Here is a 25935-nt window from a genome sequence, read left to right as displayed (position 1 = left end):
AATTATTTGCAGATTGTAGTAGTTATCTGACCGCCCTGTTGGGAGATCGGTTGAATTGTTTTTATATTTTCTCCGAGGGAAGTTATAAAATTTTTGATGTTTTCTAGGGCGATATCTCGGTGGGCTTTTTCACGACCCTTAAGAATAGTTTCAATTTTTACTTTATGCCCCTCGGAAAGGAAGAAAATGGCTTGTTTCTTTTTGGTTTCCAGATCTTGACCTTTAATTCTGAAGGTTAGTCTTACTGATTTTAACTCAGAAATTTTTTGATGGGCTTTATTTTTACGTGATTGTTTTTCCAGTTCGTATTTGTATTGACCATAATCCATTATTTTAGCAACTGGCGGAGTGGCCAAAGGAAAAACCTCTATTAAGTCAAGCTCTGCTTCCATGGCGCGTTTTTTGGCCTCGTTTAAGCTAACAACGCCGACATTGTCGCCAGTTTCATCAATGAGGCGCACTTCCGGGGCGGTTATTTTTTCATTGACCCGCATTTCTTTGATGGTTTCTTTCTGCGGTTTTGGTTTGCGATAGCGTCTTTGCATAAAATAATTTAGTGGTGGAGATGGCGGGTATTGCACCCGCGTTTTAGAAAGCCATTAATAATTTTCTACTAATATAGCCTGTTTAAGTTTTGATTTAAAAATAGAAATAGGCAAAAATTTTTAAACCATAGCTTGAAATTTATTCGGCTTCTTGGCTCAAGCGGCAAAGAGAACCTACACCCGGATATATAACATCCCGATCTTGGCACAGGTTTACAAGGGGGATGGCAATAGTATTTAAGCTAATGCAGGAGCGAAGTTTGGTGATAAGGAAGCAATAAAATTGCTGACTTTTTCCCTCACAGCGCCCGTAATATTTTTGACACTTATTGGAGTGTGATAATTTTTACAAGATTAACAACTTGATTAGCAATTATTAAGGGATTTTCTAGTCGATTATGAACATCCCCATAATTTGTTGTTATTATATAGAATAATGCTTTTTTGGTCAAGAAACAATTGGGTTAGAGTTAGCATGATTTGACAAATATAGCCTATTTTGATATACTTAAGAAAAGTACATAAAAAAGTATTTTTTATTTTTTAATAAAGTTTTTTATTACACCAATATTAGCCAAATAATTATTTTATGCAAAGCAAGGCACAAGACAATATTTTAGAGAAGATTATAAAGTCTCAAGATGAGCAAAAGAAAGCTGACCTAAATCCAATAGAGTTGGTTGATTTTCTTTTAAATGGCCTAAATCAAAGAGAAAAAGACGTTTTGAGCGCAAGATACGGTTTGTCCGGGGAAGAGAGACAAACATTAGAGGAAATAGGCAAAAGGTTAAATATCACGAGAGAAAGAGTGCGCCAAATAGAAAATAATTCTATTTTAAAAATAAAACAAGCCGGTGACTGGAAGGAAAAGTTGACTGATTTGGCTTCTTTGATTTTGAAATATATAAATAAAAAGGGTTATGTAAGTTTGGAGGACTCACTTTTGGCTGAATTTTTGGGGGAGGATGGCAGTATACAGGAAAAGAATTGTTTGCTTTTTATTTTAGAGAGATTTTTTGACGAACAGCTGGAACCGGTGGAGATAGTACATACGGAAAAAGCTTGGAAAGTCAAGGGTAAGGATTTAAAACACTATGAGCCAGTGGTCGACAGTATAAAGAATGTGTTGATGAATAAAAACGAGCCAATGGGATTGGTGGACATTATAAGAGAACTAGAGAGAGAAATAACCCAAGAGCAGCAGAGTTTGATGGTTGAGCTGGAAAGCTGGGATGCGGCAGTGCATTCGTGTCTTGAGGTTAGCAAACATTTTAAGAAAAATTTATTTGATAAGTGGGGCCTGAGTGATTGGCGTTCGGTTAACCCCAAGAGAATGAGGGATAAAATATATCTTGTACTTTTGAAATATGGTCAACCGATGCACTATAGACAGATAGCGGAAAAGATAAATGAGGAAGTTTTTGATAAAAAAATATCTCACCCAGCGACAGTGCACAACGAATTGATTTTAGATAAGAGGTGTGTGTTGGTTGGTAGGGGTATTTATGCTTTGGCAGAGTGGGGATATAAGCCAGGGGTGATTGCTGATGTGATAACCGAGGTTTTGGCAGAGAATGGAAGCCCCATGGCCAAACAGGAGATAGTGGAAGAGGTATTAAAACGTAGAAAGGTGAAAGAGGGGAGCATCTCTTTGACGTTGTCTGATAAGAATTTGTATGAAAAGACAAGAGACGGTAAATATACTTTGAGAAAACTTTCTTAAGGTGGTATAATTAAAATGCCACAATTGCCATGATTTTTTCAGAGATTGTGGCCATTGTGGTATTTTTTATTTATTATTATGTCTTTTAGTTTTAATTCTATTGTTCAAAATGTTGAAAATTTTATATTGGAATTGGGGCAACATCATCCAGCAGAAATAATGGTGATTTTGTTTTTAAAGGGTGGCTGGGTTGTTTTTGTGATAGTGATCATCCGTGGTTTGTGGTGGGTATATGTTGATAATATACAGAACAAGTATGCAGCCAGTATTAAGTGGGCACTTTTGGCGATTGATATACCAAAAGAGAATTTGCAAGCGATAAAGGCGGTTGAGCATCTATTCGCAGCAATGTGGCCTTTTTATGAGTCTAAGAATTTGGTGGAAAAATATGTTTACGGCATGTTTCAGCAAGCGTTTAGTTTGGAGATAGTGAGCATAGGTGGTTATACCCAGTTTTTAATAAGGGTGCCAGTTACCCACAAGGATATTGTGGAGGCCGCTATTTATGCTCAATATCCAAAAGCGGAGATCGCAGAGGTAGAGGACTATGCTTTGAGATATAAAGATTTGCGGTTTCCGTCGGAAGAATATGATTTGTGGGGTTCAGAGTTCACGCTAATAAAGCCATCACCATACCCGATCAAAACTTACCCATCCTTCGAAGATAGTCTAACTCAGACGTTCGCTGACCCGATGGCGTCTATGATGGAGGTCTTTAATAAAATAAATAAGGATGAAGAGTTGTGGTTTCAGTTGGTAATAACCCCGATAAAAGATAAATGGAAAGAGGCTGGCTATAAGATAATAAACAAAATGATAGGAGCGAAAGAGAAAGCAGAAGGCAAGGGTATTCTTACTCCTTTTTATTATTTTTTTACTTTGATACAGGAGATGATAATTTATGGATTGGGCTATGAACCCGGCGAAGAAGGGAAAGCGGCTCAGAAGGATTCGGGGGTACCGAACAAAATGCTTTATTTAACTCCGGAGGAGAGAAATGTAGTTGATGGAATAACGATGAAGATAAGTAAGATCGCCTATCAAACAAAGCTCAGGATTATTTATTTGGGCAAAAAGGGTAAATTGGTAAAACCCAAGGGCGCCGGAGCTTCAATCGGTATGTTACAGCAGTTCTCGGCTATAGATCTAAATTCTTTTACGCCGATCATGAAGACAATGACCAAGGCTAATTATTTTTTTGTTAAAAGGAGAATAGTAAACAAGCAGAATAATATATTGAGAAATTTTAGAAATAGAAGCCAAACTGGGGGTTGGGGATCGGGCTTTATATTAAACATAGAGGAGCTGGCGACCATCTTTCACTTCCCAGTACCAGAGGCTTTGCGCGAGGGTATAAAAAGAGTAGACTCCAAGAAAGAAGCTCCGCCAGTGGATTTGCCGGATACTATTTTTGAAGATGAAAATATAAAAAACGATGAAGACTATGTGGCTATCGGGGGAAGTAGTGCCAAGGTAGAGCCGCCCAGTAATTTGCCAGTTTAATTTTGTTTATGGATACAAATTCTAATGATATAACTTATTTTGCAGAAACCAATTTTCGTAATGAGAGGCGTAAATTTGGCATAAAGCGCGATGATCGCCGCCGTCATTTTTATGTTGTTGGTAAAACTGGTATGGGTAAGACCGTCATGCTTTCCAACATGATCATTCAAGACATTCAGCGGGGTGAAGGTCTGGCGGTGGTAGACCCGCACGGTGAGTTAGTCGAGGAACTTTTGGAGTTTATTCCGCCCAAAAGGATAAATGATGTTGTTTATTTTAATCCATCTGATCTAGAATATCCGATTGCTTTTAATATTTTGGAGAATGTTGACGACGAGTATAAACATTTGGTGAGTTCCGGGCTGATGGGTGTTTTTACAAAGATTTGGGCTAACATGTGGTCAGCCAGAATGGAATATATTTTAAATAATTGTATATTGGCCTTATTGGATTCACCGGGCAATACTTTGCTTGGGATAAATCGTCTTTTAGTTGACAAGGAATATCGCAAAAAGATTGTGAGTAAAATAAAAGACCCAGTAGTAAAGGCCTTTTGGGTGGAGGAATATGCTAATTATAATGAAAGATTCAGGACAGAGGCGATAGCCCCTATTCAAAATAAGGTTGGCCAATTTTTGTCCAGCTCGGTAATCAGAAATATTGTTGGGCAATCAAAGTCGACGATTGATATGCGGGAAATAATGGATAATAGAAAAATTTTAATTTTAAATTTGTCAAAGGGCAGGATTGGCGAGGACAACTCGGCCTTGCTCGGGGCGATGATGATTACCAAGATCCAGTTGGCGGCTATGAGTCGGGTGGACATACCAGAACCGGAAAGAAAGGATTTTTATTTGTATGTTGATGAATTCCAAAATTTTGCTACCGAGTCTTTTGCCGATATTTTATCTGAAGCGAGGAAGTATAGATTAAATTTAATAATGGCCCATCAGTATATAGCACAGCTGACAAGCGTCTCTGGCGGCGGACGGGTGACAAAAGTAAAGGACGCAGTGTTTGGTAATGTAGGGACGATTATTATGTTTAGAATCGGAGCGCCTGACGCGGAAGACTTGATAAAAGAATTTGAACCATATTTTGTGGAGGAGGATCTGGTCAATTTGACTAAATATCATATATATCTCAAGTTGATGATTGACGGCGTGGCTTCAAAACCATTTTCTGCCAAGACCCTTCCACCTATTCAGGAAGAAGAAAAGACGGCTAGGGAGAAGGTTATAGCGGTCTCCCGAGAAAGATATGCCAACAGTAAATCAGAGGTGGAGGAAAAAATAATGCGTTGGTCTGGGCTCGAGGAAACTATGGGTTCAGCGGCCAAAGAAGCTAAATTGGATGGTGATGAGGCAATATTCAAAGCTAATTATGTGTCTAAAGATTTTGGTAAAAAAGTTGAGATAGAGCTAGAAAAAAAAGAAGAAAAAAAGAAAGATAAAAATAACGCTATTTGCGATAATTGCGGTGAGGCGGTGAGCATAAAATTTAAACCAGACAGTAAACGTAATGTGTTTTGTAAGGATTGTCTGAAAAAATTTAAGGCCGGAGAAATAGATGCCAATGTCATACCAAAAAGAAATATTGAAGCTGAAGACAAGAAAGAAGAAGAAATAATTTATCCGCAGGTGGCTAAGCCTTCAATTTTATCCGTGAATCAAGCCGGGCAGGTTGGATTGGATGCTGGCCAAGATATGCCGAATATTGAAATAAAAGGAACACTAGAATAGAGATTATTATGCTGCAAGCAATAGTCCTTGGTATTGTCCAGGGAGTTACAGAATTTTTGCCCATTTCTTCGAGTGGGCATTTAATATTGATACCCCACATTTTTAAGTGGCAAGATCCGGGGCTGGCTTTTGATGCAGTTTTACATTTGGCAACAGGATTGGCAATATTGTTTTTTTTCGGTAAAGAAATTTTTGTAATTGGCAGTAGAGATACAAAAAGAAAAATAAATTTTAGAATACTATGGTTGGCGCTTTTGGCCTCATTGCCAGCCGCAATCGTGGGTTTGTTTTTTAAAAGTGAGATAGAGGATAATTTAAGATATGTAGAGGTGGTGGCTGGGTCGTTGATAATGGGTGCAGTGTTTTTGTTCTGGGCTGAGAAAATTGTAGAGCGAAAAAAAAATAAGGTAGACGAGGTCGTGTTGGTTGGCGAGAGGAGGTCTTTGATAGTTGGTTTTTGGCAAGTGTTATCTTTGGTGCCGGGATTTTCTAGGTCTGGAGCGGCTATAACCGGGGGCTTGTTTTCTGGTTTAGACAGAAAAACAGCGGTTAGTTTTTCTTTTTTGGCCGGTTTGCCGGTAATATTTGGCGCTGGTTTGTGGGAGTTGAAGGGCATTATTGGCGGTGGCTTTATAAATGGAAGCTCGTGGTTGCCCCTGCTCGCCGGTTTTTTTAGTGCTTTTGTGGCCGGTGTTTTTTGTTTAAAGCTTTTGTTGTGGTTGGCAGAAAGAGCTAATTTTATTTTTTTTGTAATTTATAGGATATTTTTGGGGGTTGTTTTGTTGATCTTTTTTGCTTAAAGAACTAGACAGATTTTGGTAAAGATGGTTAGATAGTGGGTATTAAGCCATAAACAAGATGGAATATAGGACTAAATATAGAATATTGGAGGTAATACCGGCCACTTTGGTTTGGCTGGTTTTTTTTGTGGTGATAATTTTGTCTTTTGTTGATCCAATAACCGCCATTTATATTATAATAATTTTTGATTTTTTGTGGTTGGTTAGAATTATCTATTATGTTTTTTATTTATCATATTCGTGGATGCATTATAGGCGAGCCATAAAGATGAATTGGAATCAGAAATTAGAAGAGATGAAGGGCTATGAAAGTCTTTATCATTTTATTCTTTTACCAACCTACAAGGAGCCAAAGGAAGTGATCTATTCAGCAATAGAGTCTTTGGCTAGGGCTAATTATGATAAAAGAAAGATGATTGTTGTATGGACAAGAGAAGAACGGGGCGAGGAAACTGAGGAATATAAAAAATGGGCAGAAGAGCTAAAGGAAAAATATAGGGGTGTTTTTTATGCCCTAGAATTTTATGTGCATCCCATCCCGCCGCCGACAGAGCTGAAGGGCAAGGGATCAAATGCTAAATGGGCGGCCAAAAAGGCCAGAGAAGAAATTATAAAGCCGGCGAATATTTCCTTTGATAAGATAATTTTATCTTTGTTTGATAGCGACACTATAGCACATGACAATTATTTTGCTTGTTTGTCATATACTTATTTGCAGCAGGAAAAGCCTGCTCAGACTGCTTACCAGCCAATAACTTTTTATTTCAATAATATTTGGGACGCCCCATCTTTTAGTCGAGTTGTATCTAGCTCAACGACATTTTGGCTGATGGCAGAGATGGGTAGGCCGGAAAGATTGCTCACCTGTTTTTCTCATAGCATGAGTTTTGAAGCGCTCAACGCTGTGGATTTTTGGGATACCAAGTCAGTAGTAGAAGATTCAAGAATATTTTTGCAGTGCTTTTACCATTATGAAGGGGATTATAAAACAGTGCCAATATATGTGCCAGTTTATATGGATACGGTTTTGGGGGAGACAATTTGGGAGACAATAAAATATCAATACAAACAGATGCGTCGGTGGGCCTCAGCGGTAGAACATTTTCCGTATGAGGTGGTCAGCTGGTTTAAATATAAAAAGATTAGTTGGTTTAAAAAAGCGAGAATGCTTTTTCTTTTAGTGGAGGGTGAGTTGTCTTGGGCAACGGCACCTATAATTATTACTGTGATGGGTTGGTTGCCGCTCAAGGTGGCTTCTTGGAAAGGTATTGATGCGGTTTTGGTGCAGCAGGCGCCATTGGCTTTAGATCAGATAATGACTTATTCTATGGTGGGTATTTTGGTGGGTGGTTTTTTGGCGACTATTATGATGCCAAAACGACCAATTCAAAAAAAGGGTGCTTGGCGTTGGATTTTTATAATATTACAATGGATATTGGTTCCGGTGACAATGATAGCTTTTGGTTCTTTGCCGGCGATAGAGGCGCAGACGAGGTTGGCATTGGGTAAATATTTGGGGTTTGATGTGACAAAGAAGGTGCGGAAGTAATCTGCTAATATGTTAATCAGTTACGAATATATAAATATATAAACACCGCCCCGATATTTATCGGGGCGGTGTTTATTTGGTTTTTCTATTTCAGATGGCCATTGATGAACTCTAGCGCTGACATTATTTTTTTACCCTCGGGTTGAAGTTGTGCAATTTCTAAATAAGTATTTTGGCCACAAGCGGCAAGGAGTTTTTCATTATAGACAAAAAGTTGCCCTGGGGGATAATCACTATTTGGTTTGTTGTCGCTGATTTTTAGTTCATTGAATTTGATGAGGATATTTTTATTGTTAACTTTAATATGTGAAAAGATATTGGGCCAAAGAATAAAAGCGCGCCATTGATCGTAGATTTTTTGGGCGGTATTTGACCAGTCTATTTGACCATCTTTTCTCTCAATAATTTTGGTATAAGTAGCGCGAGTATGATCTTGTTGTTGCGGTTTTATTTTATTATTATAAAAATCTAGGAATATATCAATTAATAATTCAGCGCTGGCTTCTGCTAGCTTTTTCGAAAGAGTAATAAAAGTATCGTTTGGGGAAATAGGGTAGTCTATTTGTTTTAAGATTGGGCCATGGTCCATTTTTTCGTCCAAAACCATGATGGTTGTACCGGTTTTTTTGTCGCCATTGAGGAGGGAAGTCTGGATGGGCGATGGTCCACGATAGAGAGGTAGGAGAGAGGGATGAATATTTATACAGCCAAGGGTTGGCAAATCTAGTATTGATTTTGGTATTATTTTACCATAAGCGACGACAATAAAAGCATCAGCGTTGACTGTTTTTATTATTTTTTCAAAATCATGATCTAGTTTTTTGGGTTGAATAAAACTGAGGTCAAGATTTCTGGCAGCTTCTTTTATCGGGGGAGGGGCAAGCAGCTGCTGGCGGCCTTTTGGCTCATCGGGTTGAGTGACAACAAGGGGTATATCACAGATGTTGGATTGGTGCAGTTTTTTTAGGATTGTAGCAGCAAATTCAGAAGTGCCAAAAAATATTATTTTGGGTTTGTTGGTTATGTTCATTTGCTAATTTTATCGATAAACAAAACACCGTCTAGGTGGTCAACCTCATGCTGGATGACTCGAGCAGCAAGGTCGCGATAAATATTTTTTTGCTGTTTGCCTTTTTCGTCGATAAATTTGACGGTTATTTTTTTATGACGCTTGACTGGCCCATAGATTTTGGGTACGGAGAGGCATCCTTCTTCGGCGGTTGCTCTGAGCCATGATTTTTTGGTAATTTGTGGGTTGACCATGACTAAGGGCTCGCCTTCTATGTCGATTGCGATAAGGCGTAAATTTTTTCCCACCTGTGGTGCGGCGAGACCGACGCCATCGGCGGCATACATGGTTTCTTTGAAATCATTAATAAATTCTTGCCAATCTTTTTGAAATAATAAAGAGGGGTCAAGCTCTTTGGAGACTTGGCGGAGGATATCTTCATTTTGAGTAATAGTAAAAATTTTTAGTCTGGCCATATTTAATTTAATAATGTTTGCGGGTCCACATCGATAAGGCAGTCATTTGGTAATACTTTGAATATAGTGGGCAAGATAGAAATATCTTTTAGTTTGATAATAATATTGAATTTATAGCGTCCACGGAGGATGTGGCGGCCGATAGACAGCGGAGTACTTATTTCAGCCCCTTTTATTTTTTGGAGATTTTCATATATTTTTTTTGCTTGGTCGAGGGCAGGTTTTTCGTTTTTATTTTGAGTGCTGATTTTTATGAGGCGTGAGAAGGGCGGGTAAAAAAATTTTTTTCTATAAGTCAGCTCTTCTTGATAAAAGATAGCCGGTTTGTTTTTTTGAATTGATCTTATAATAGTATTCTCAGGGCTGAATGTTTGGATTATTATTTTAGCATTTTTTGGGGCTCTGGTCAAGATATTTATAAGTGTCTGATAAGCTCTTTCTTTGGCCATAAATTCCGAATGTTGCCAGAGTTGGTCGGCATTTATGACCCCAATCAATCCTATTTGAGGCCAATTTATTTTGTTTGTAGCGAATTTTGTGCCAACTATTATTTGAGCGTTGTTGATTGTTTTGTCTGGGCTTTCTTTGGTGAGGTAAGAGATTGTTGTTTCGGGTAGAATTTTTTTTATATTTTTTGCTATTTTTTCTATGCCAAGGCCGAGAGACCGGAAATTGGGCCCGTGGCATTTTGGGCAGAAAGGAGGAAAATCTTCCTCGTAGTGGCAGTAATAGCAGGCCAATTTAGACTCTTTCGTTTTAATAAGTGATAACAGGCAAGAAGGACAATTAAAAGTATGGCCACAATCAGTACAATAATTGTGGTTGGACTCACCTTTTTTATTCACAAAGAGAAAGGTTTTTTTGCCACTATCAATAGTCGTTTGTATTTCTTTTTTTAGGCGGTCGGAGACGAAGGTATAATTTTTGTTTTTTAACTCATTTTCTAGGTTGATAATATCTGGCTCGGTATTTTTTATTGAGTGATAATGCGGTGAGAACTCGTAGTAGTTTTCTATCGAAGGAGAGGGCGATAAAAATATAATTTTAGTTTTTTGTTCAGAGCTTATTAGCTGGCAAACTTTTTTTACAGCGTAGCGAGGGGCCATATCGTATTGTTTGTGGTCAGGGGCATGTTCATCATCAACAATGATAAGTTGAAGATTAGTAAAAGGAAGAAAGCAAGAAAGGCGAGTGCCAATAAATATTTTTTTATTGCCGTTTAGGGCTGATTGCCATGCCTTAATTTGGGCCGAGCGAGAGATCTGGCTGTTGATTACACAAAGATCCTCGGGATATATTTTTAGAGTAGAGACGATATTTTCAATATCAGAGATTTGTGGGACGACTATGAGCACTTGGCCAAGTTTAGAATAGCGGTGGATATTTTTTTGATAATGAGAAAGTTTTTGTTTTCGTTCGCCCCACCAAAAATATTCAATATTCTCTTTTTTTTGTTCTGGCCGATCGATTGGTTTTTGTGGTTCCAAAAATTGGTCCCACTCATTTTTTATAATTTTTGGGAGGTTGCAGTGTATAAAAAGAGAGGCGGAAACACCGTAATAATCGCCGAGGTTAATAAATAATTTGAGTTGTTGTTCTGTAAATATGGTTTTTTTGTTTATTATTTTTTTGAGCCATTTTAATTTTAGTCCATGGCGGGCATTTTTTTTGATATCAGCCACTATGCCGCGGGTAGTAGATTGTCTAAGTGGAATTTCCCAAATTTGTCCAATTTTAATAACATCCTCATATTCTTGGGGAATTTGGTAGCTGAGTAGAGACAGGGCACGGGGCATTTTTTGACAGGGTATTATATCGGCAATCATAAGATAAATATATCATTAAAACACAAAAATATAAAAATTTGGGGCGGTATTTTTGGCCGGTGGCGGCTACAGATTGACTATGCTGGTAAAAAGTAGTATAATGCTCCCAAGCTAATTTATAGTATTTATGGGCAAGTTGATCAAAATAAGGGGAGCACGTGTTCATAATTTAAAAAATATAAATATTGATTTACCAAAGAATAAGTTGGTAGTAATAACCGGGCTTTCTGGTTCGGGCAAGTCTAGTCTGGCATTTGATACTATTTTTGCCGAGGGACAAAGACTTTATGTGGAAAGCTTATCAACTTATGCTCGGCAATTTTTAGGATTGAAAGACAAACCAGAGGTGGATAAAATAGAGGGGCTGTCACCGGCAATCGCCATTGACCAAAGGCCAGCCACCAATAATCCAAGATCAACCGTGGGGACAATGACGGAGGTTTATGATTATTTAAGAATACTTTTTGCCAAAACCGGCGAGGCACACTGTCCTAGCTGCGGCCAAACTATTGCCAAGAAAAATAAAGAGCAAATCAAAGAACAGATCTGGCGTCAGCATAGAGCAGAATCTGTTTTTTTGTTGGCGCCGGTGGTAAGAAACAAGAAGGGCGCTCAAAAAAATATTTTGGAGAGAGTAAAGGAAGCAAAATATAGTCAGGTTAGAGCAGATGGCTATTTCTGTTCTTTGGATGAGGCGTTGGAAATGGATATGGACAAAAATAGGAAGCACTCAATAGAGGTTATAGTCGGAGACAAAGAAAAAGACAGCGACGATAAAAAGAAAGAAGAATTTTTAAAATTGCTCGACAAAGCACTGGAAATCGGTGATGGCGAGGTGGTGGTGTATGATATTGAAAAACAGAGAGATTATAATTATTCTGAAAATTTAGTTTGCCCCAGATGCAATATTGGGTTAATGCCAATTGAAAATAATATTTTTTCTTTTAATTCTCCGCTTGGTGCCTGTCGTGCCTGTGGCGGCCTGGGGGTGAAATTAGAAGTAGAGCCTGATTTGGTGGTGCCGAATAAGAACTTGTCTTTGGCTGAGGGGGCAATAAGACCATGGAGCAGAATGAGCGGCAACATACAAGAAAGCCAAATGCCGGAATTGGTTGAAATAAGTAAGAAATATGGTTTTTCTGTCGACACACCAATAAAGGATTTAAATAAAAAACAGCAGGGGGCTTTGTTTTATGGGGATAGAGAAATGGGCGGTGAATATGAGGGGGTGGCAAACAATCTCCTGAGGCGTTATAAAGAGACGGAATCTGATTATATTAGAGGGGAGATAGAGAAGTATATGAGGAAAAAAGAATGCAGTGACTGCCAGGGTAAAAGATTAAAAAAGGAGGTTTTGTCTATAAAAATAGGAGAAAAAAATATTAGCGATGTGGCACAGATGGATTTGCCAAAGATGTTGGAATTTTTGGCTAACTTAAAATTGGCAGCTAGAGCCAAACAAATAGCTGAGCCACTAGTAAAAGAGATAAAAGAAAGAGTAGGTGTTTTGATAAATATTGGTTTGGATTATTTGACGCTTGACCGGTCAGCGGTTACTTTGTCTGGGGGAGAGGCAGCCAAGATACGTTTATCGACCCAGATTACTTCTGATTTGTCTGGAATTTTGTATGTACTTGATGAGCCATCTATAGGGTTGCACGAGAGGGATAACCAAAAGTTGATTTATATTTTAAAAGAATTAAGAGATCTGGAAAATACCGTGGTGGTAGTAGAGCATGATGCGACAATTATTAGGGAGGCTGATTGGGTAGTGGATATGGGCCCGGGCGCTGGCAGGCACGGAGGGATGGTGGTAGCAGAGGGTGGGCCAAAAGAGATCATAAAAAACAAAGGATCTCTAACTGGTGATTATCTGTCGGGAAGAAAAAATATTGAGATACCAAAAATCAGGAGGAAGGGAAACGGCAAAAAAATAACAATAAAAGAAGCAAGTGAATTTAATTTAAAGAAGATAGATATAGATATTCCGCTCGGAACCATGGTCTGTATTACTGGTGTTTCCGGTTCAGGCAAGTCGACATTGGTGGAGGATATTTTGTCAAAATATCTGGCCAATTATTTTTATAATACTAAAGATCAGCCGGGAGCATGTAAGGGGATAGACGGTTTAGAAAATATAAATAAGGCGGTGACGATAGATCAGTCGCCTATTGGCAGGACACCAAGGTCGAACGCGGCAACATATACCGGTGTCTTCACAAATATTCGTGATTTATTTGCGAGGGTGCCGGAGGCAAGAATAAAAGGATTTGATCAGGGATATTTTTCTTTTAATGTAAAAGGTGGAAGATGCGAAGCTTGCCAGGGAGATGGCACGATGAGTGTTGAGATGAATTTTTTGCCGGATTTATATTTAGAGTGCGAGGATTGCCATGGCAGAAGATATAATAGTGAGGCCTTGGAAATTTATTGGCGTGGGAAAAACATTGCTGATGTATTAGAAATGACAGTAGAAGAAGCCTTGAGGTTTTTTGATGATATATCGCTGGTTAAAAACAAATTAAAAGTTTTGAACGATGTGGGCCTTGGTTATTTGCATCTGGGTCAATCAGCACCAACACTGTCTGGTGGAGAAGCGCAAAGAATAAAATTGGCCACAGAGCTTTCTAGGAGAGATACTGGTAGGACTTTATATATTTTAGATGAGCCGACAATTGGTTTACACTTTGAGGATGTCAGAAAATTGTTAAATATTTTGAATAAATTGGTGGACAAGGGGAATACGGTAGTGGTGGTGGAACACAATATGGAGATGATAAAATGTGCAGATCACATAATTGATTTGGGGCCAGAGGGCGGGGATAAAGGAGGCGAAATAGTGGCGGCGGGTACGCCAGAGCAGGTGGCTAATATTAAAAAGAGTTATACTGGCCAATATTTGAAGGACATTTTGAAAGCAGGTAAAAAATAACGACAAAAATAGGGAACCGAAGTGGTTTCCCGTTTTTGTTTATGGCGCCCTAACCGATTTTCTATTTTTAATGCCCTTGTTGTTAATTGCAAAGCTTTGGGTTAAACTTAAGACATGGGAGTAGAACTTGAAAAGAGTCTTTTAATAACATTTCATTATTTTGACTTATTTGATTATCCTCTAAAAGAAGAGGAAATTTTTAGGTATTTGTTTGCGACTCATACTTTCGGTCACCAAGAGATTAATGGAGGGCTGTCAGTGCTAGAGAAGCGCGCAAAGATAGAAAGAAGCGGAGATTTTTATTTTTTATTTGGGCGCAGAGAACTGCTCAAAAAGAGAAGAGAGAGAGAACAATTCGCCGTCAATAAAATAAAAAAAGCCAGGGTCGTGAGCAGGGTTTTTAGTTTATTGCCGGGTATTTTAATGGTGGCAGTTTGCAGTAATTTGGGTTATTTAAACGCCGATAATGAGTCTGATATAGATTTTTTTATAGTGACAAAGAGGGGGAGAATCTGGACGGCCAGATTTTGGTCAGTGTTTTTGATGAAAGTTTTTCGCCAAAGGCCAAGTCCAAATGGTTCAAGAAATAAGGTTTGTTTGAGTTATTTTGCCGATGAAGATTCCCTGGGTTTTGAAAAAACAAAAATAGGAGATGATGATATTCATTTGGTTTATTTGACGGCGCAACACCTCTTGATATATTCGGAGGGAGGATTGTGGAAAAAATTTATCAGAGAAAATAATTGGATAAAATATTATTTGCCAAATTTTATCTACCAACAGGAGGCGGAAAAATTTATGATTGGAGAAGGCAGGGGGTATTTAAAGAGGTTTTTTGAAAGAATATTTTTTATTCTGCCAGAGAGTTGGTATAGGAAAATACAGTATAAAATAATGCCAAAGCGATTAATAGCCGCCGCCAACAAGGAAGACAAAAAAGTAATAATCAGTGACAAAATTTTAAAACTACACCTTAACGACAAGAGAGAGGAAATAAGGAATCAAGTTTTTAATAATAAAATAAATGCCTAGAATATCTTTGGAAAAAATTAAAGAATATTTATTTTATATCTTGGTTTTTGTTTTGCCTTGGCAGGTCAGATGGATAGCGAGAGACCATAATTTTGGCGGGGTGGCTTTTGAATATGGGAGAATTAGCCTTTATGCTTTTGATATTGTTTTGATAATATTGTTTATTGTTTCATGGTCGAGTTATTTTATTTTTAAAAAAGAAAAAGCGGAGAATAAATTTAATAATAAGGCGATTGTTGTTAGTTTAATTTTGGCTATTTATTGTTTTGTAACGATAAGTTGGGCAGCGGAAAAATTCGTGGCATTTTATTGGGCGGTAAGGATGTTTTTGGCTTGGGGCGCGTTTTATTTAATGCAAGGGATAAATTTTTCTAAGATAAGACTGGCGATTACTATTGTTGGTGCTGGCTTTGTCCAGGGTTTTTTATCTTGGTGGCAGTTTATAAATCAGTCGGTATGGTCTTCAAAGTGGCTGGGAATGGCGGCTCAAAGGGTAAACGAGTTGGGCGTGTCTGTGGTGGGAGTGGGGGAGGAACGTTGGCTCAGGGCTTACGGATCCTGGCCGCATCCAAATATTTTAGGGGGTTTTTTGGTTGTATCTTTTGTTTTTTGGGTTTATTTACTCGGTAAGGTGAAGGATCAATATCAAAAAAGGTTTATTTTGATTACTGGTTTTTTTATAATTTCAGGAATCTTTTTGAGTTTTTCAAGGGGAGCATGGTTGGTTTTCCTAATATTGTATTTATGGAGCTGGTTTTATATAAATAGAAAAATGCCAAATATTAAGGCAAAAAATTTTTTGGTCGGGACGGCAATGATAATGATAATTATGTTAATCATATATAGGCCCCTGGTGGCTACTAGGTTGGGGATTGGGGGCGAAGGCCGGCTGGAAATAAAATCAAACACAGAAAGGGTATTGGGCCACCATCAGGCAGTGGAAATCTTTAGTAAGAATATTATGGGGGTAGGAATAGGCAACTATGCTTTTAAAATTAAAGATTATTACAAAATAGATAAAATCTGGGAGGTCCAGCCGGTGCACAATGTTTATTTGTTGGTGATAGTAGAATTGGGGATTGTAGGTTTTCTAATTTTGGTGATAATCTTTTTTTATTTATTATTTTATCTTTATCAAAGAAAGAGGTATTTTTTGCTGGTGCTTTTTATGAGTTTTTTATTTTTGGGTTTGTGGGACCATTATTTTTGGACCTTACCAGCAGGTTTATATGGCGTATTTTTGGGGTTGGGATTATTCGCAAGAGAAGTATAGTTGTTTTATTTTAGCCATTTTTTGTTATAAAAAGATAGGAACGCCTGTTGGCCTTGACAGGTTTTTTTTGTTGTTTTAAGATAATATAAGATAGAAATTAGCACTTGAGTAATTAGAGTGCTAAATTATAAATTAAATAACCATACTGGGGCAAATACCCGGTAGGGAGAAAAGGAGTATTTATGAAATTAAAACCTCTGGGCGATCATCTGATTGCCAAGCCAATAGCGGAAGACAAAACAACAAGGTCGGGAATAGTTTTGCCCGATACAGCCAAAGAAAAGCCAGAACAGGCAGAAGTGGTGGCCGTAGGCGAGGGTAGGGTGCTCGATAATGGTAACAAATTGCCAATGTCGGTAAAAGTAGGAGAAAAAATATTATTTAAGAAATATGCACCGGATGAGATAAAAATTGACGGTGAAAATTTTTTGGTTTTATCGGAGTCGGAGATCATTGCGATAATAGAAAAATAATTTTTATAAATTAATTATTTTAAAAATATGGCGAAGCAAATTTTATTTGACGAAAAAGCAAGACAAGGCCTGAAGGCTGGCGTAGACAAATTGGCCAATGCAGTAAAGGTGACACTTGGTCCAAAAGGGAGAAACGTTGTTTTGGGCGAGAGTTTCGGTTCACCAACTATTACAAAGGACGGAGTAACAGTAGCCAAGGAGATAGAGTTGGAAGATAAATTTGAAAATATCGGGGCAGAACTCTTGAAAGAGGTGGCCACCAAAACAAACGATGTAGCGGGTGATGGTACCACTACGGCAACTCTTTTGGCACAAAGCATAATCAGCGAGGGTATCAAAAATGTAGCGGCCGGGGGCAGCGCACCAGACATTAAAAGAGGCATTGAAAAAGGAGTAGAGGAAATCGTTCGGGTATTAAAAGATAATGTTTCTAAGCCAGTAAAATCCAATGAAGATATCGCCCATGTGGCGGCTATTTCTGCGAATGATTCGGAAATTGGGAAGATGATTGCCGAGGTGATGAAAGAGGTGGGTAAGGATGGAGTAATAACAGTAGAGGAATCACAGGAACTCGGAGTAAAAAAAGAAATAGTTGAGGGGATGCAATTTGACAAGGGATATGTATCTCCATATATGGTGACAGACCCAAATAGGATGGAAGCAGTTTGGCAGGAACCATATATATTGGTGACAGACAGAAAAATATCTGCGATTAATGATATATTGCCGGTTTTGGAAAAAGTGGCTCAGAGCGGACGCAAAGATCTAGTGATTGTTGCTGATGAAATAGAGGGAGAGGCCTTGGCGACTTTTGTGGTGAATAAGTTGCGCGGTATTTTGAACGTGCTCGGTATAAAGGCGCCAGGCTATGGTGATAGAAAGAAAGAAACGCTCGAGGATATCGCTGTTTTGACAGGGGCAAGGGTGATTTCTGAAGAGGTAGGATTGAAATTGGATAATGCTGATTTGTCTGATTTGGGAGAAGCTAGAAAAGTAGTAGCAACCAAAGAAAATTCAACTATAGTGGAAGGTAAAGGAGATAAAAAAGCGATTGAAGAAAGAATTGCCAAGATTAAAAAAGAGATGGAGTTGGCGGATTCTTCTTTTGATAAAGAAAAATTGCAAGAGAGGCTGGCCAAGTTGTCTGGCGGAGTAGCGGTTTTGAAAGTCGGGGCGGCTACAGAAACAGAAATGAAAGAAAAGAAACACAGAATAGAAGATGCTCTATCAGCGACAAAAGCGGCAGTTGACGAGGGAGTAGTAGTAGGCGGTGGTGTGGCTTTGATCAGAGCACTGCAACAGATCGGTGATTTAAAATTTGAAGGAGAGGAACAGATTGGTTTGAATATATTAAAAAGAGCCTTAGAGGAGCCAGCCAAACAGATCGCCTTTAATGCCGGTAAAGATGGTGCAGTAGTAGTTGAAGAGATAAAGAAACACGAAGGAAATTTTGGTTATAATGCAAAAGCAAATAAATATGAGGACTTGGTGGAGGCAGGAATTATTGACCCGACCAAGGTGACAAGATCGGCCCTACAGAATGCGGCTTCGATTGCGGCTTTACTTTTGACGACCGAGGCGGTAGTGGTAGAGTTGCCAGAAAAGAAGGAGCCAATACACAGCCATGGCATGGGAGAGGGGATGATGTAAACCAAAAGGGCAAAGGTGGAAGGAATAATAATGAAAAAGGGCGGGTTGATACCCGCCCTTTTTAAAACATGTTATAATGTAATATATACATTATTATTAAATAAAAATATATGCCTACGGGAAACAAAAAAGAGGTGAGCCAAGACGAGAGAATGATGGGGGCTTTATCTTATCTTTGGGTTTTATGTTTATTTGTATTATTTGCCAAAAAGGATAGTGAGTTTTGCCAGTTCCATGCCAAGCAGGGGGTGGTACTATTTGTTGCTTCTTTCGGAGTGATGTTTCTGGGGATGGTGCCGATTATTGGTTGGTTTATAGTTTTGCCGGTTGGTTGGTTTATAATAGTAGTTTTGTCTTTGCTCGGTATTATCAATGCTTGGCAGGGCAATAAGTGGGAAATGCCCTTTGCCGGTGGTTATGCAAGAAAGATAAATTTATAGGATTTCAATCTACAAAAACACGGTTTTAAAAACCGTGTTTTTATGATAATATAAATTATATAATAAAAAAGATTTTTTTGGTGGGTGGTTTCTTTCTATTTGCCACTTTTTTAGAAAAAGTGGCGCAAAAATCGCCACTTAATAAAAATGTAGTCAAATTTCGCCTCCGCTCGGGCGAAAGGCAAAACTCCCCCGACACAAGTTCGGGGTCAAACAGTTGCCTTTCGTATTCCCTTGCTTCGGCTCATTTGAATCTACATTTTTATAATGTGGCTTTATTAAATAGATAAATAATTAATATAAAATTAATAATTGAAGATTTATAATATGGCTAAGGCAAGAAACAAGAGGTTTGTGCTTCATTATAATGAGACAAGCATAAAGGACGTACCGTTGGTGGGAGGTAAAAATGCCTCACTTGGTGAGATGTTTTCTAATTTAACAAAAAAAGGTATTCGGGTGCCAGATGGCTTTGCGGTGACGGCGAGCGCTTACCGTTATTTTTTGGAGGCAGCAGGTATTAAGAAGCGCATAAAAGAAATACTTAGCGATTTGGATACCAAGGATGTCATGAATTTAAAGGAAAGGGGGAAGAAGGTGAGAGAGTTGATATTGTCTGCTAATTTGCCAGGAGACCTAGAAAAAGAAATAGTAGTGGCTTATAAGAAATTATCTGGTAAAAAAGATATTAGCGTGGCAGTCAGGAGCTCGGCGACGGCCGAAGACCTGCCAGATGCTTCTTTTGCTGGGCAGCAGGAGACTTATTTGAATGTAATGGGTGACAAAGCTGTACTTTTGGCAGTAAAGAAATGCATTTCTTCCTTATTTACAGATAGGGCGATATCTTATCGGGTGGATAAAAAATTTGATCATTTCAAGATAGCTTTGTCGGTGGGGGTGCAGAAGATGGTGCGTTCAGACAAGGGGGTCTCTGGTGTAATGTTTACAGCTGATACTGAATCGGGATTTAGAGAGGTGTTGGTGATAAATGGTAGTTATGGGTTGGGAGAATATGTAGTAAAGGGCGTTGTGACGCCGGATGAGTTTCGTGTTTTTCAGACAACTTTGAATAAGGGTTTCCAATCAATAGTTTCTAAAAAGTTGGGCACCAAAGAAATAAAGTTGGTTTATAGTGGTTCAGAAATTCAGCCGACCAAGCAGGAAAAGGTTTCCGAGAAAGACAGAAACAGGCTGTGTCTGTCTGACAAGGAAATAATACAGTTGGCCAAATGGGGAGTGATGATAGAGCAGCATTATAAAAAAAGTATGGACATAGAGTGGGCCAAGGATGGGCTGACTGGAGAATTGTTTATTGTGCAGGCTCGGCCTGAGACAGTGCATTTTTCGGCCAAGCAGAATATGCTAGAGGAATATATTTTAAAAGTTAAAGAGAGCGAAAAGAAGCTAATAACGAAAGGTATAAGCGTGGGGAACAAGATCGGTGCAGGTAAGGCGAGGGTGATATTGGATGCCAAAAATATGAAAGATTTTCAACAAGGTGAAATATTGGTGACCGATGTGACTGATCCTGATTGGGAACCGATTATGAAAATAGCTGGGGCGATAGTGACCAATCAGGGCGGAAGGACCTGTCATGCGGCCATTGTATCCAGGGAACTTGGCATACCATGTGTGGTGGGTACGGGCGAGGCTACCAGAAAAATAAAAACAGGCCAGGAGGCGACGGTGTCTTGCGCTGAAGGTCAGGATGGCTTTGTATATGCTGGTATATTGCCATTTGAGATAAAAAAGACTGACTTAAAAAATATCAAAAGGCCTAGGACAAAAATAATGATGAATGTGGGCATACCGGAAAATGCTTTTGCACAGAGCCTTATTCCCAATGATGGGGTGGGCTTGGCTAGAGAAGAGTTTATTATTAATTCTTATATCAAAATTCACCCCAATGCTCTTTTGCAATTTGGAAAGCTAAAAGATGAAAAGGCGAAGAAGGCGATTTTGAAGATGACAGCTGATTATAAAGACAGAAAACAATTTTTTGTAGACAAGCTAGCCGAGGGTATTGGGCAAATCGCGGCGGCTTTTTATCCAAAGGATGTGATTATTCGTTTGTCCGATTTTAAAACAAATGAATATGCTGAGCTCATCGGCGGTAAACAATTTGAGCCGGTGGAGTCAAACCCGATGATTGGCTGGAGGGGCGCATCGAGATATTATTCTCCAGACTTTAAAGAAGCGTTTGGTCTGGAGTGCGAAGCAATAAAGAAGGTGCGAGAAGTGATGGGTCTTGATAATGTAATTGTGATGGTACCGTTTTGCCGGACAGTAGAAGAAGCAAAACAGGTGTTGGGGGTAATGGTGGCGCACGGACTAAAGAGGGGAGAGGCGAAGATAATAAAAACAAAAGATGATAAAGGTGGTGGTAAATTAAAAAATAATAAGATGCGGCCACTGCAAGTTTATGTGATGACAGAGATCCCGTCGAATGTGATTTTGATAGATGAGTTCTCAAAATATTTTGATGGCTTCTCGATTGGCTCAAATGATCTAACTCAATTGACCCTGGGGTTGGATAGAGATGCGGGGACACTCTCGTTTATTGGGAATGAAAAAAATGAGGCAGTCAAGAGATTGATCGTTATGGCGATCAGGGGAGCAAAAAAGAACAAAAGAAAAATTGGAATCTGTGGGCAGGGCCCAAGCGATTTTCCAGACTTCGCAGAATTTTTGGTGCGAGAGGGGATTGATTCAATTTCACTAAATCCTGATACCGTGATAAAAACAACAATGGCGATTAGTAAATTGGAGAAGAGGATTGGGAAGAAATAGAAGGGTAGGGAAGTAGGTGGGTAGGGAGGTAGGAATAGAAATAAATTTTTGTAGGAACAGGCCAATGGCCTGTTCTTTGGTTTTAGAGAGTGTGGGTTGGACTTTATAGATAGGTCAAACTTGGGGTTGGTTCAATCTTGCAGATTGAACCAAAGTTTCGCCAGACGCTATAAGGGTTTTAGTTTGCGATTGTATTGGTCTCTGGAATGTACCTGGCTGTTTATTGGTTTGATGGGCTGTATTACTTTCTTTCGTGAAAGAAAGTAAGCAAAGAATCCCGCTCTTCGCGAAGGGCGGGACCGCTCCCATATATTTTCTTAACCTCACTCCACTTGATTTTTACTTTTTTATTCAAATGCTCGCCCCAGAGAGGCAGGTAGATTCTGACTCGGTTACAGACAGTTGGTACTTCTTCCCACTTGGATTTAATCTGCTTTTGTGAAAGGCGGGGGTGTTATAGATAATTAAGTTTGAGCTCAAATTATAGCTCAAAAGAGTATCGGATAGGAGTATGGGTAGAGGTTCTTGGGGTATAGAGTAAGAGTGATCAACAAAGGATTATTGGTCAGTGGAAAAACCTAGTAGTAATAGATGCAGAGTGATTAGTCGGATGGCTGTTAAGGGTTATCCGGAGGGGCATTGTTTCATTTTCAGCCCCAAGATGTTTCTAGCGGGTAAGGGTGATTGAAAAAATATCAAAAAATGGCTATCCGATACTTTGACAAAAGGCAAAAAATGCGCTATAATGATAGTATCGGATAGTAAAAAAGGAGATAGATTGCTCAAAAATAAGGGAAAAAGAATATCGGATAGGAGAGATTTACCGAAAAAGTCATCAGTAAGTGGTAAAGGATATTAAAATTTAATTATTTATCGGGGCTGGCTAGGAGGGTTGAGGATTTTTGGGAGGGAAGGCAACAAGGCCAGATAGGCCCCGGGCAAAAGGCAAAAAGCCCTATAATGATTATAGGCAATCATTATAGGGCCCAGATCTGAAAAGCAACAGTTCGTTTCACCGAACATTTAAAAAATAAAAAAACAACCCCGGGAAGGGTTATTAAAATATAAATTCTATTAGGCTATGGATTTTATATTTTTTTAAAGTCGAGTAGTAACTCGCTTTAATTTTGGGGTTGTTTTTTATTAGCTGAAAATTAGCTACAGAGTAAGTATAGCACGAAATGAACTAAAAATCAATCCGTAGTTCGTGAGAAAAAATCCGTCTTCGCTCAATGAGCTACGACGAGGCAAGCAAAAATAAAAACAAAGATATTCAGGCTCGCAAAAAGCGGACATGAATAAAAAGTATTTTTGGCAAAAAGCCGAGAGTACAAAAACCCGTCAAGTGGAACAAAATTTTTCAGTTGACGCAATATCCCAAGGATGATCCGCCAGATTTTCTAAGAGGAGAGTTTTGTCTCCCGGGAGCGGCGGATGCCCCAAGGGCACAAAAACAAAAACAAAAATCAAATGGCTTATAAGGATAATAATAAATATAATATTATTACTACCCAAGGTGGTTATAAAAATAGCCGGGAAATTCCCCGTGGCTATTTTTTGTTGTCAGAAATGGAAAAGCGCTGTGAGTATTCGCAGGAGTATCTCTCGTTGCTAGCAAGAAAGGGAGAATTGAAAGCCACGAAATTTGGACGCAACTGGTACACCACCAGTGAATGGCTGGATGAATATATCAGCGAGCATTCACTTTTGGCAAAACAAAAAACAAGCGAGCCGGTAAAAAAAGAAACTCCAGTAGTGATTTTGGCGGAACAGAAAACAACAGCAAGTAGGGAAATAAAAAAAGCAATCACGCAAAAAGAAGAGGTGGCGACAAAACTAATAAGACGACCAGCGGCCGACAAAAGAATAATGGAAAAATTGCTCGGCATCAAAAAAGTCGGAATTGAATTTTTGGCAAAAATTGTTGGTGGATTGAGAGTAGCCAAAACAGCCAAGATTTTTGATAGGCATGCGATCATACAAAGCATCATAAGTGAGCTGGAGCGAAAAGTTACAGAAAATAATTTATATTCTAAACAGGGAGATAAAGAAACCCAAGAGGTGGAAGGGTCAATACCAGAGGAGTGTCGTCCTATGCAAGCAGGTCTAAATAGGGCGGTGCTTGAGAATATAAAAGAACTGGTACAAAAAGATATTGAGGTAAGGGTAGATGTGATCAGCTGGCTGAAAGAATTTATTGAAGATAAAGTTCAGGGACTGATATGGGCGGCAAGGGTAGAGGCAGTGAGTATCACGAGAACACCAATGGTGGCAGCAAAGCATTGGGGCGGATTGAGTTTTGGTTATAAATTTAGAGCGTTTGCTTTTAGCACAGTGACAATAATATTTTTGGCTTTTATTGGTTTGTGTCAGGTGAACGGGCCGATCGTGGCGAACAAATATGAGGGAGTAGAAAACATGGCAAAAGATCAGGGGCAGAATCTGGTGATTTGGTGGAGAGGGGTAAATACAGAATTTAATAATTGGCAGGACAGAATATTGGTCAGAGCGAGCAACGAGATGGATAGTTATTTGGCTCGATTAGCAGACAGCGGACAGATTGTACGTGGTTATAATAGCGCTAGAAGAGAAGTAATGACTGTGGCCGCAGCAGTGGAAAGCAAGGCAGGGTCAACAATAAACAAAGCAAGTATTGGTACAGACAGAGTGTTGGCTTTGGCGGCTGATTTTTATGCAAAGCAGGGAGAGAGAAAAGAGCAAAAAGTTGCGACAGAGGGATTGGTGGCCGGCGAGGCGACTGTCAGCTGGACAAAGATAGCAGCCAATTGGTGGGACAAGACGACAAATAGGGTTGAAATATTTGGTAGGGAAATAAGAAATATAATTTTCCCGAAGAAGGAAGAAACAAAGTTGGTGGTGTATGACAATGGTCAATGTCGGCTCGGAGGAATAGAGAGACAAAAAGAAGTTCTAGTGATTGGGGGGAAGGGAACAATAACGAAGGCCCCGACTAAGACGCAAATAATCCAAAGAGAAATAGTTTACAGGCAGGTGCCTGGGCCTCAAGGTCCGATAGGGCCAACGGGACCGGTCGGCCCAACTGGTCCACCGGGCAAAGAAGGTCCACCGGGGACAAGTAATGGATCAGGAGCAGGAGGAGGGACAACCTATGTCTACCCAAACATCATTGCTCAGCCGACAATTGATCCACACAATGCTACCAGTCTTTCCGCGATGAATTTGAGCGGAGAGACTTTGGTCGTTAAAATGGCCTCGATTGGCGAAGACTTGACCGTGGGTAGAAATACAACCATCGGCGGGACGCTGACGACGACTGGCGCGGCGAGTTTTGGCGGGGGAGTGACCTTTGCCGGGGGGTCATCTTTTTCTGGTCCGGCAACATTTAGCACGATCAATGCGACAACGACAAATGTTGATTATCTGACAGTGGCCTATGCGACAACAACTGGAAGCCTAGCGGCAAACCAGATTTGTATCAATGGCGACTGCCAGAGTGCTTGGCCGACGAGTGGCAGTGGCGGACCATGGGAAAATATTTTTACCAATACTCTCACGCCAACCTCCAGCACGGCTGGGATTTTTGTGACGGGGTCATCAACGATTGCGGCGAATTTCCGAGTGGATGGCAATGCCACCACGACCGGAGCCCAATATGTGGGTGGTGATCTGACCGTGGGCGGGTATATTTATGGTGATGGCAGTAGATTGACCGGAGTATCAACAAGTGGCTGGGCAACATCTAGTGAACAATATTTTTGGAATAACACAACTACCTGGACAGCTTATGATAGTAATTGGGAGAGGAATTATAATGCGACAACGACTTTAAATGGATTTACCCCAGCAAATTATCTAGCGACAGCCAATTTCAATAATTATTTTAATGACGCTCTCAATGCCACCACAACACTAGATCTGGCTACCCTAGTAGTAACCCAAGCGACCTCCACCAATCTCTATACCACGACACTCGGTGTTGGTTCTGATTACCTGACTGATCTGACCGGGACGGGACTCTCAATCTCAGCTGGCGCTTTAACTGTGAGTGACAATTATCTTCTCAACACCGGAGACACAGGCACTGGCTCATATATCTTTAGTGGTGATGCCCGAATCGCCATGTTGAATTCCACCACCTCAAAGATTGATAACCTAACCGTGAATACTGGCGCGACCATTAATGCCGCGAC

The 25935-nt window shown here is 39.5% G+C and carries 17 protein-coding genes and 1 other RNA gene; 13 read left to right on the top strand and 5 right to left on the bottom strand.

Annotation, left to right across the window (positions count from 1 at the left end):
* Window positions 1-2 precede the first annotated feature (2 nt).
* Both infC and ssrA read right to left on the bottom strand, forming a co-directional pair.
* Complete coding sequence (gene infC / locus GYA54_00560) at window positions 3-545, bottom strand: translation initiation factor IF-3 (protein ID NMC51206.1); 543 nt, start codon at window positions 543-545, stop codon at window positions 3-5.
* Between the two features lie 12 nt (window positions 546-557).
* Window positions 558-955, bottom strand: a transfer-messenger RNA (tmRNA) gene (gene ssrA / locus GYA54_00555).
* Between the two features lie 179 nt (window positions 956-1134).
* Here ssrA and GYA54_00550 point away from each other — a divergent pair.
* From GYA54_00550 to GYA54_00530, 5 genes are all read left to right on the top strand, one after another.
* Window positions 1135-2268 (top strand): hypothetical protein, encoded by a 1134-nt coding sequence (locus GYA54_00550; protein ID NMC51205.1) that lies wholly within the window; start codon window positions 1135-1137, stop codon window positions 2266-2268.
* Between the two features lie 78 nt (window positions 2269-2346).
* Window positions 2347-3771, top strand: a complete 1425-nt coding sequence (locus GYA54_00545) for a hypothetical protein (GenBank protein NMC51204.1) — start codon at window positions 2347-2349, stop codon at window positions 3769-3771.
* Between the two features lie 8 nt (window positions 3772-3779).
* Window positions 3780-5513, top strand: a complete 1734-nt coding sequence (locus tag GYA54_00540; GenBank protein NMC51203.1) for a type IV secretion system DNA-binding domain-containing protein — start codon at window positions 3780-3782, stop codon at window positions 5511-5513.
* A gap of 8 nt (window positions 5514-5521) precedes the next feature.
* On the top strand, window positions 5522-6313 hold the full coding sequence (locus GYA54_00535; protein NMC51202.1) for an undecaprenyl-diphosphate phosphatase: 792 nt from the start codon (window positions 5522-5524) through the stop codon (window positions 6311-6313).
* A gap of 58 nt (window positions 6314-6371) precedes the next feature.
* Complete coding sequence (locus GYA54_00530; GenBank protein NMC51201.1) at window positions 6372-7862, top strand: glycosyltransferase family 2 protein; 1491 nt, start codon at window positions 6372-6374, stop codon at window positions 7860-7862.
* A gap of 85 nt (window positions 7863-7947) precedes the next feature.
* On the opposite strand, the gene GYA54_00525 is transcribed toward GYA54_00530, so the two are convergent.
* Genes GYA54_00525 through priA form a run of 3 tightly spaced genes read right to left on the bottom strand, consistent with a single transcriptional unit; the run spans window position 7948 to window position 11173 of the window.
* Entirely contained in the window at window positions 7948-8892 is a 945-nt protein-coding gene (locus tag GYA54_00525; protein ID NMC51200.1) for a methionyl-tRNA formyltransferase, read from the bottom strand.
* Window positions 8889-9347, bottom strand: coding sequence for a peptide deformylase (gene def, locus GYA54_00520; protein NMC51199.1), 459 nt, complete (start codon window positions 9345-9347; stop codon window positions 8889-8891). The genes GYA54_00525 and def overlap by 4 nt, the downstream gene beginning before the upstream one ends.
* Before the next feature lie 2 nt (window positions 9348-9349).
* Window positions 9350-11173, bottom strand: a complete 1824-nt coding sequence (gene priA / locus GYA54_00515) for a primosomal protein N' (GenBank protein ID NMC51198.1) — start codon at window positions 11171-11173, stop codon at window positions 9350-9352.
* 127 nt (window positions 11174-11300) lie between these two features.
* Here priA and uvrA point away from each other — a divergent pair, with 127 nt between their 5' ends.
* The 8 genes from uvrA to GYA54_00475 all read left to right on the top strand — a co-directional run.
* Window positions 11301-14105, top strand: a complete 2805-nt coding sequence (uvrA, locus tag GYA54_00510) for an excinuclease ABC subunit UvrA (protein NMC51197.1) — start codon at window positions 11301-11303, stop codon at window positions 14103-14105.
* Between the two features lie 114 nt (window positions 14106-14219).
* Window positions 14220-15137: a hypothetical protein gene (locus GYA54_00505; GenBank protein ID NMC51196.1), complete on the top strand. Its 918-nt coding sequence runs from the start codon at window positions 14220-14222 to the stop codon at window positions 15135-15137.
* Window positions 15130-16410: an O-antigen ligase family protein gene (locus GYA54_00500; GenBank protein NMC51195.1), complete on the top strand. Its 1281-nt coding sequence runs from the start codon at window positions 15130-15132 to the stop codon at window positions 16408-16410. The genes GYA54_00505 and GYA54_00500 overlap by 8 nt, the downstream gene beginning before the upstream one ends.
* Window positions 16411-16592: 182 nt before the next feature.
* The gene (locus GYA54_00495; GenBank protein NMC51194.1) at window positions 16593-16883 is read left to right on the top strand and encodes a co-chaperone GroES; all 291 of its coding nucleotides are present in this window, start codon (window positions 16593-16595) and stop codon (window positions 16881-16883) included.
* A gap of 27 nt (window positions 16884-16910) precedes the next feature.
* Window positions 16911-18533, top strand: a complete 1623-nt coding sequence (gene groL / locus GYA54_00490; GenBank protein ID NMC51193.1) for a chaperonin GroEL — start codon at window positions 16911-16913, stop codon at window positions 18531-18533.
* Window positions 18534-18643: 110 nt separating this feature from the next.
* Window positions 18644-18973 (top strand): DUF4870 domain-containing protein, encoded by a 330-nt coding sequence (locus GYA54_00485; protein ID NMC51192.1) that lies wholly within the window; start codon window positions 18644-18646, stop codon window positions 18971-18973.
* Window positions 18974-19300: 327 nt separating this feature from the next.
* Complete coding sequence (gene ppsA, locus GYA54_00480; protein NMC51191.1) at window positions 19301-21763, top strand: phosphoenolpyruvate synthase; 2463 nt, start codon at window positions 19301-19303, stop codon at window positions 21761-21763.
* Between the two features lie 1470 nt (window positions 21764-23233).
* A partial coding sequence (locus GYA54_00475) for a hypothetical protein (protein ID NMC51190.1) occupies window positions 23234-25935 on the top strand: 2702 nt, incomplete at its 3' end.

This window comes from Candidatus Kuenenbacteria bacterium (assembly GCA_012797775.1).
In the GTDB taxonomy this organism is placed as follows: domain Bacteria; phylum Patescibacteriota; class Patescibacteriia; order UBA2196; family GWA2-42-15; genus JAAZMX01.
Note: the sequence above shows the minus strand (reverse complement) of the source record. Positions and strands in the feature narration are given on the sequence as shown.

Excerpts from the sequence above, each read along its gene's own strand:
- infC (NMC51206.1), bottom strand. The coding sequence starts at position 545 with ATGCAAAGACGCTATCGCAAACCAAAACCGCAGAAAGAAACCATCAAA.
- GYA54_00550 (NMC51205.1), top strand. The coding sequence starts at position 1,135 with ATGCAAAGCAAGGCACAAGACAATATTTTAGAGAAGATTATAAAGTCT.
- GYA54_00545 (NMC51204.1), top strand. The coding sequence starts at position 2,347 with ATGTCTTTTAGTTTTAATTCTATTGTTCAAAATGTTGAAAATTTTATA.
- GYA54_00540 (NMC51203.1), top strand. The coding sequence starts at position 3,780 with ATGGATACAAATTCTAATGATATAACTTATTTTGCAGAAACCAATTTT.
- GYA54_00535 (NMC51202.1), top strand. The coding sequence starts at position 5,522 with ATGCTGCAAGCAATAGTCCTTGGTATTGTCCAGGGAGTTACAGAATTT.
- GYA54_00530 (NMC51201.1), top strand. The coding sequence starts at position 6,372 with ATGGAATATAGGACTAAATATAGAATATTGGAGGTAATACCGGCCACT.
- GYA54_00525 (NMC51200.1), bottom strand. The coding sequence starts at position 8,892 with ATGAACATAACCAACAAACCCAAAATAATATTTTTTGGCACTTCTGAA.
- def (NMC51199.1), bottom strand. The coding sequence starts at position 9,347 with ATGGCCAGACTAAAAATTTTTACTATTACTCAAAATGAAGATATCCTC.
- priA (NMC51198.1), bottom strand. The coding sequence starts at position 11,173 with ATGATTGCCGATATAATACCCTGTCAAAAAATGCCCCGTGCCCTGTCT.
- uvrA (NMC51197.1), top strand. The coding sequence starts at position 11,301 with ATGGGCAAGTTGATCAAAATAAGGGGAGCACGTGTTCATAATTTAAAA.
- GYA54_00505 (NMC51196.1), top strand. The coding sequence starts at position 14,220 with ATGGGAGTAGAACTTGAAAAGAGTCTTTTAATAACATTTCATTATTTT.
- GYA54_00500 (NMC51195.1), top strand. The coding sequence starts at position 15,130 with ATGCCTAGAATATCTTTGGAAAAAATTAAAGAATATTTATTTTATATC.
- GYA54_00495 (NMC51194.1), top strand. The coding sequence starts at position 16,593 with ATGAAATTAAAACCTCTGGGCGATCATCTGATTGCCAAGCCAATAGCG.
- groL (NMC51193.1), top strand. The coding sequence starts at position 16,911 with ATGGCGAAGCAAATTTTATTTGACGAAAAAGCAAGACAAGGCCTGAAG.
- GYA54_00485 (NMC51192.1), top strand. The coding sequence starts at position 18,644 with ATGCCTACGGGAAACAAAAAAGAGGTGAGCCAAGACGAGAGAATGATG.
- ppsA (NMC51191.1), top strand. The coding sequence starts at position 19,301 with ATGGCTAAGGCAAGAAACAAGAGGTTTGTGCTTCATTATAATGAGACA.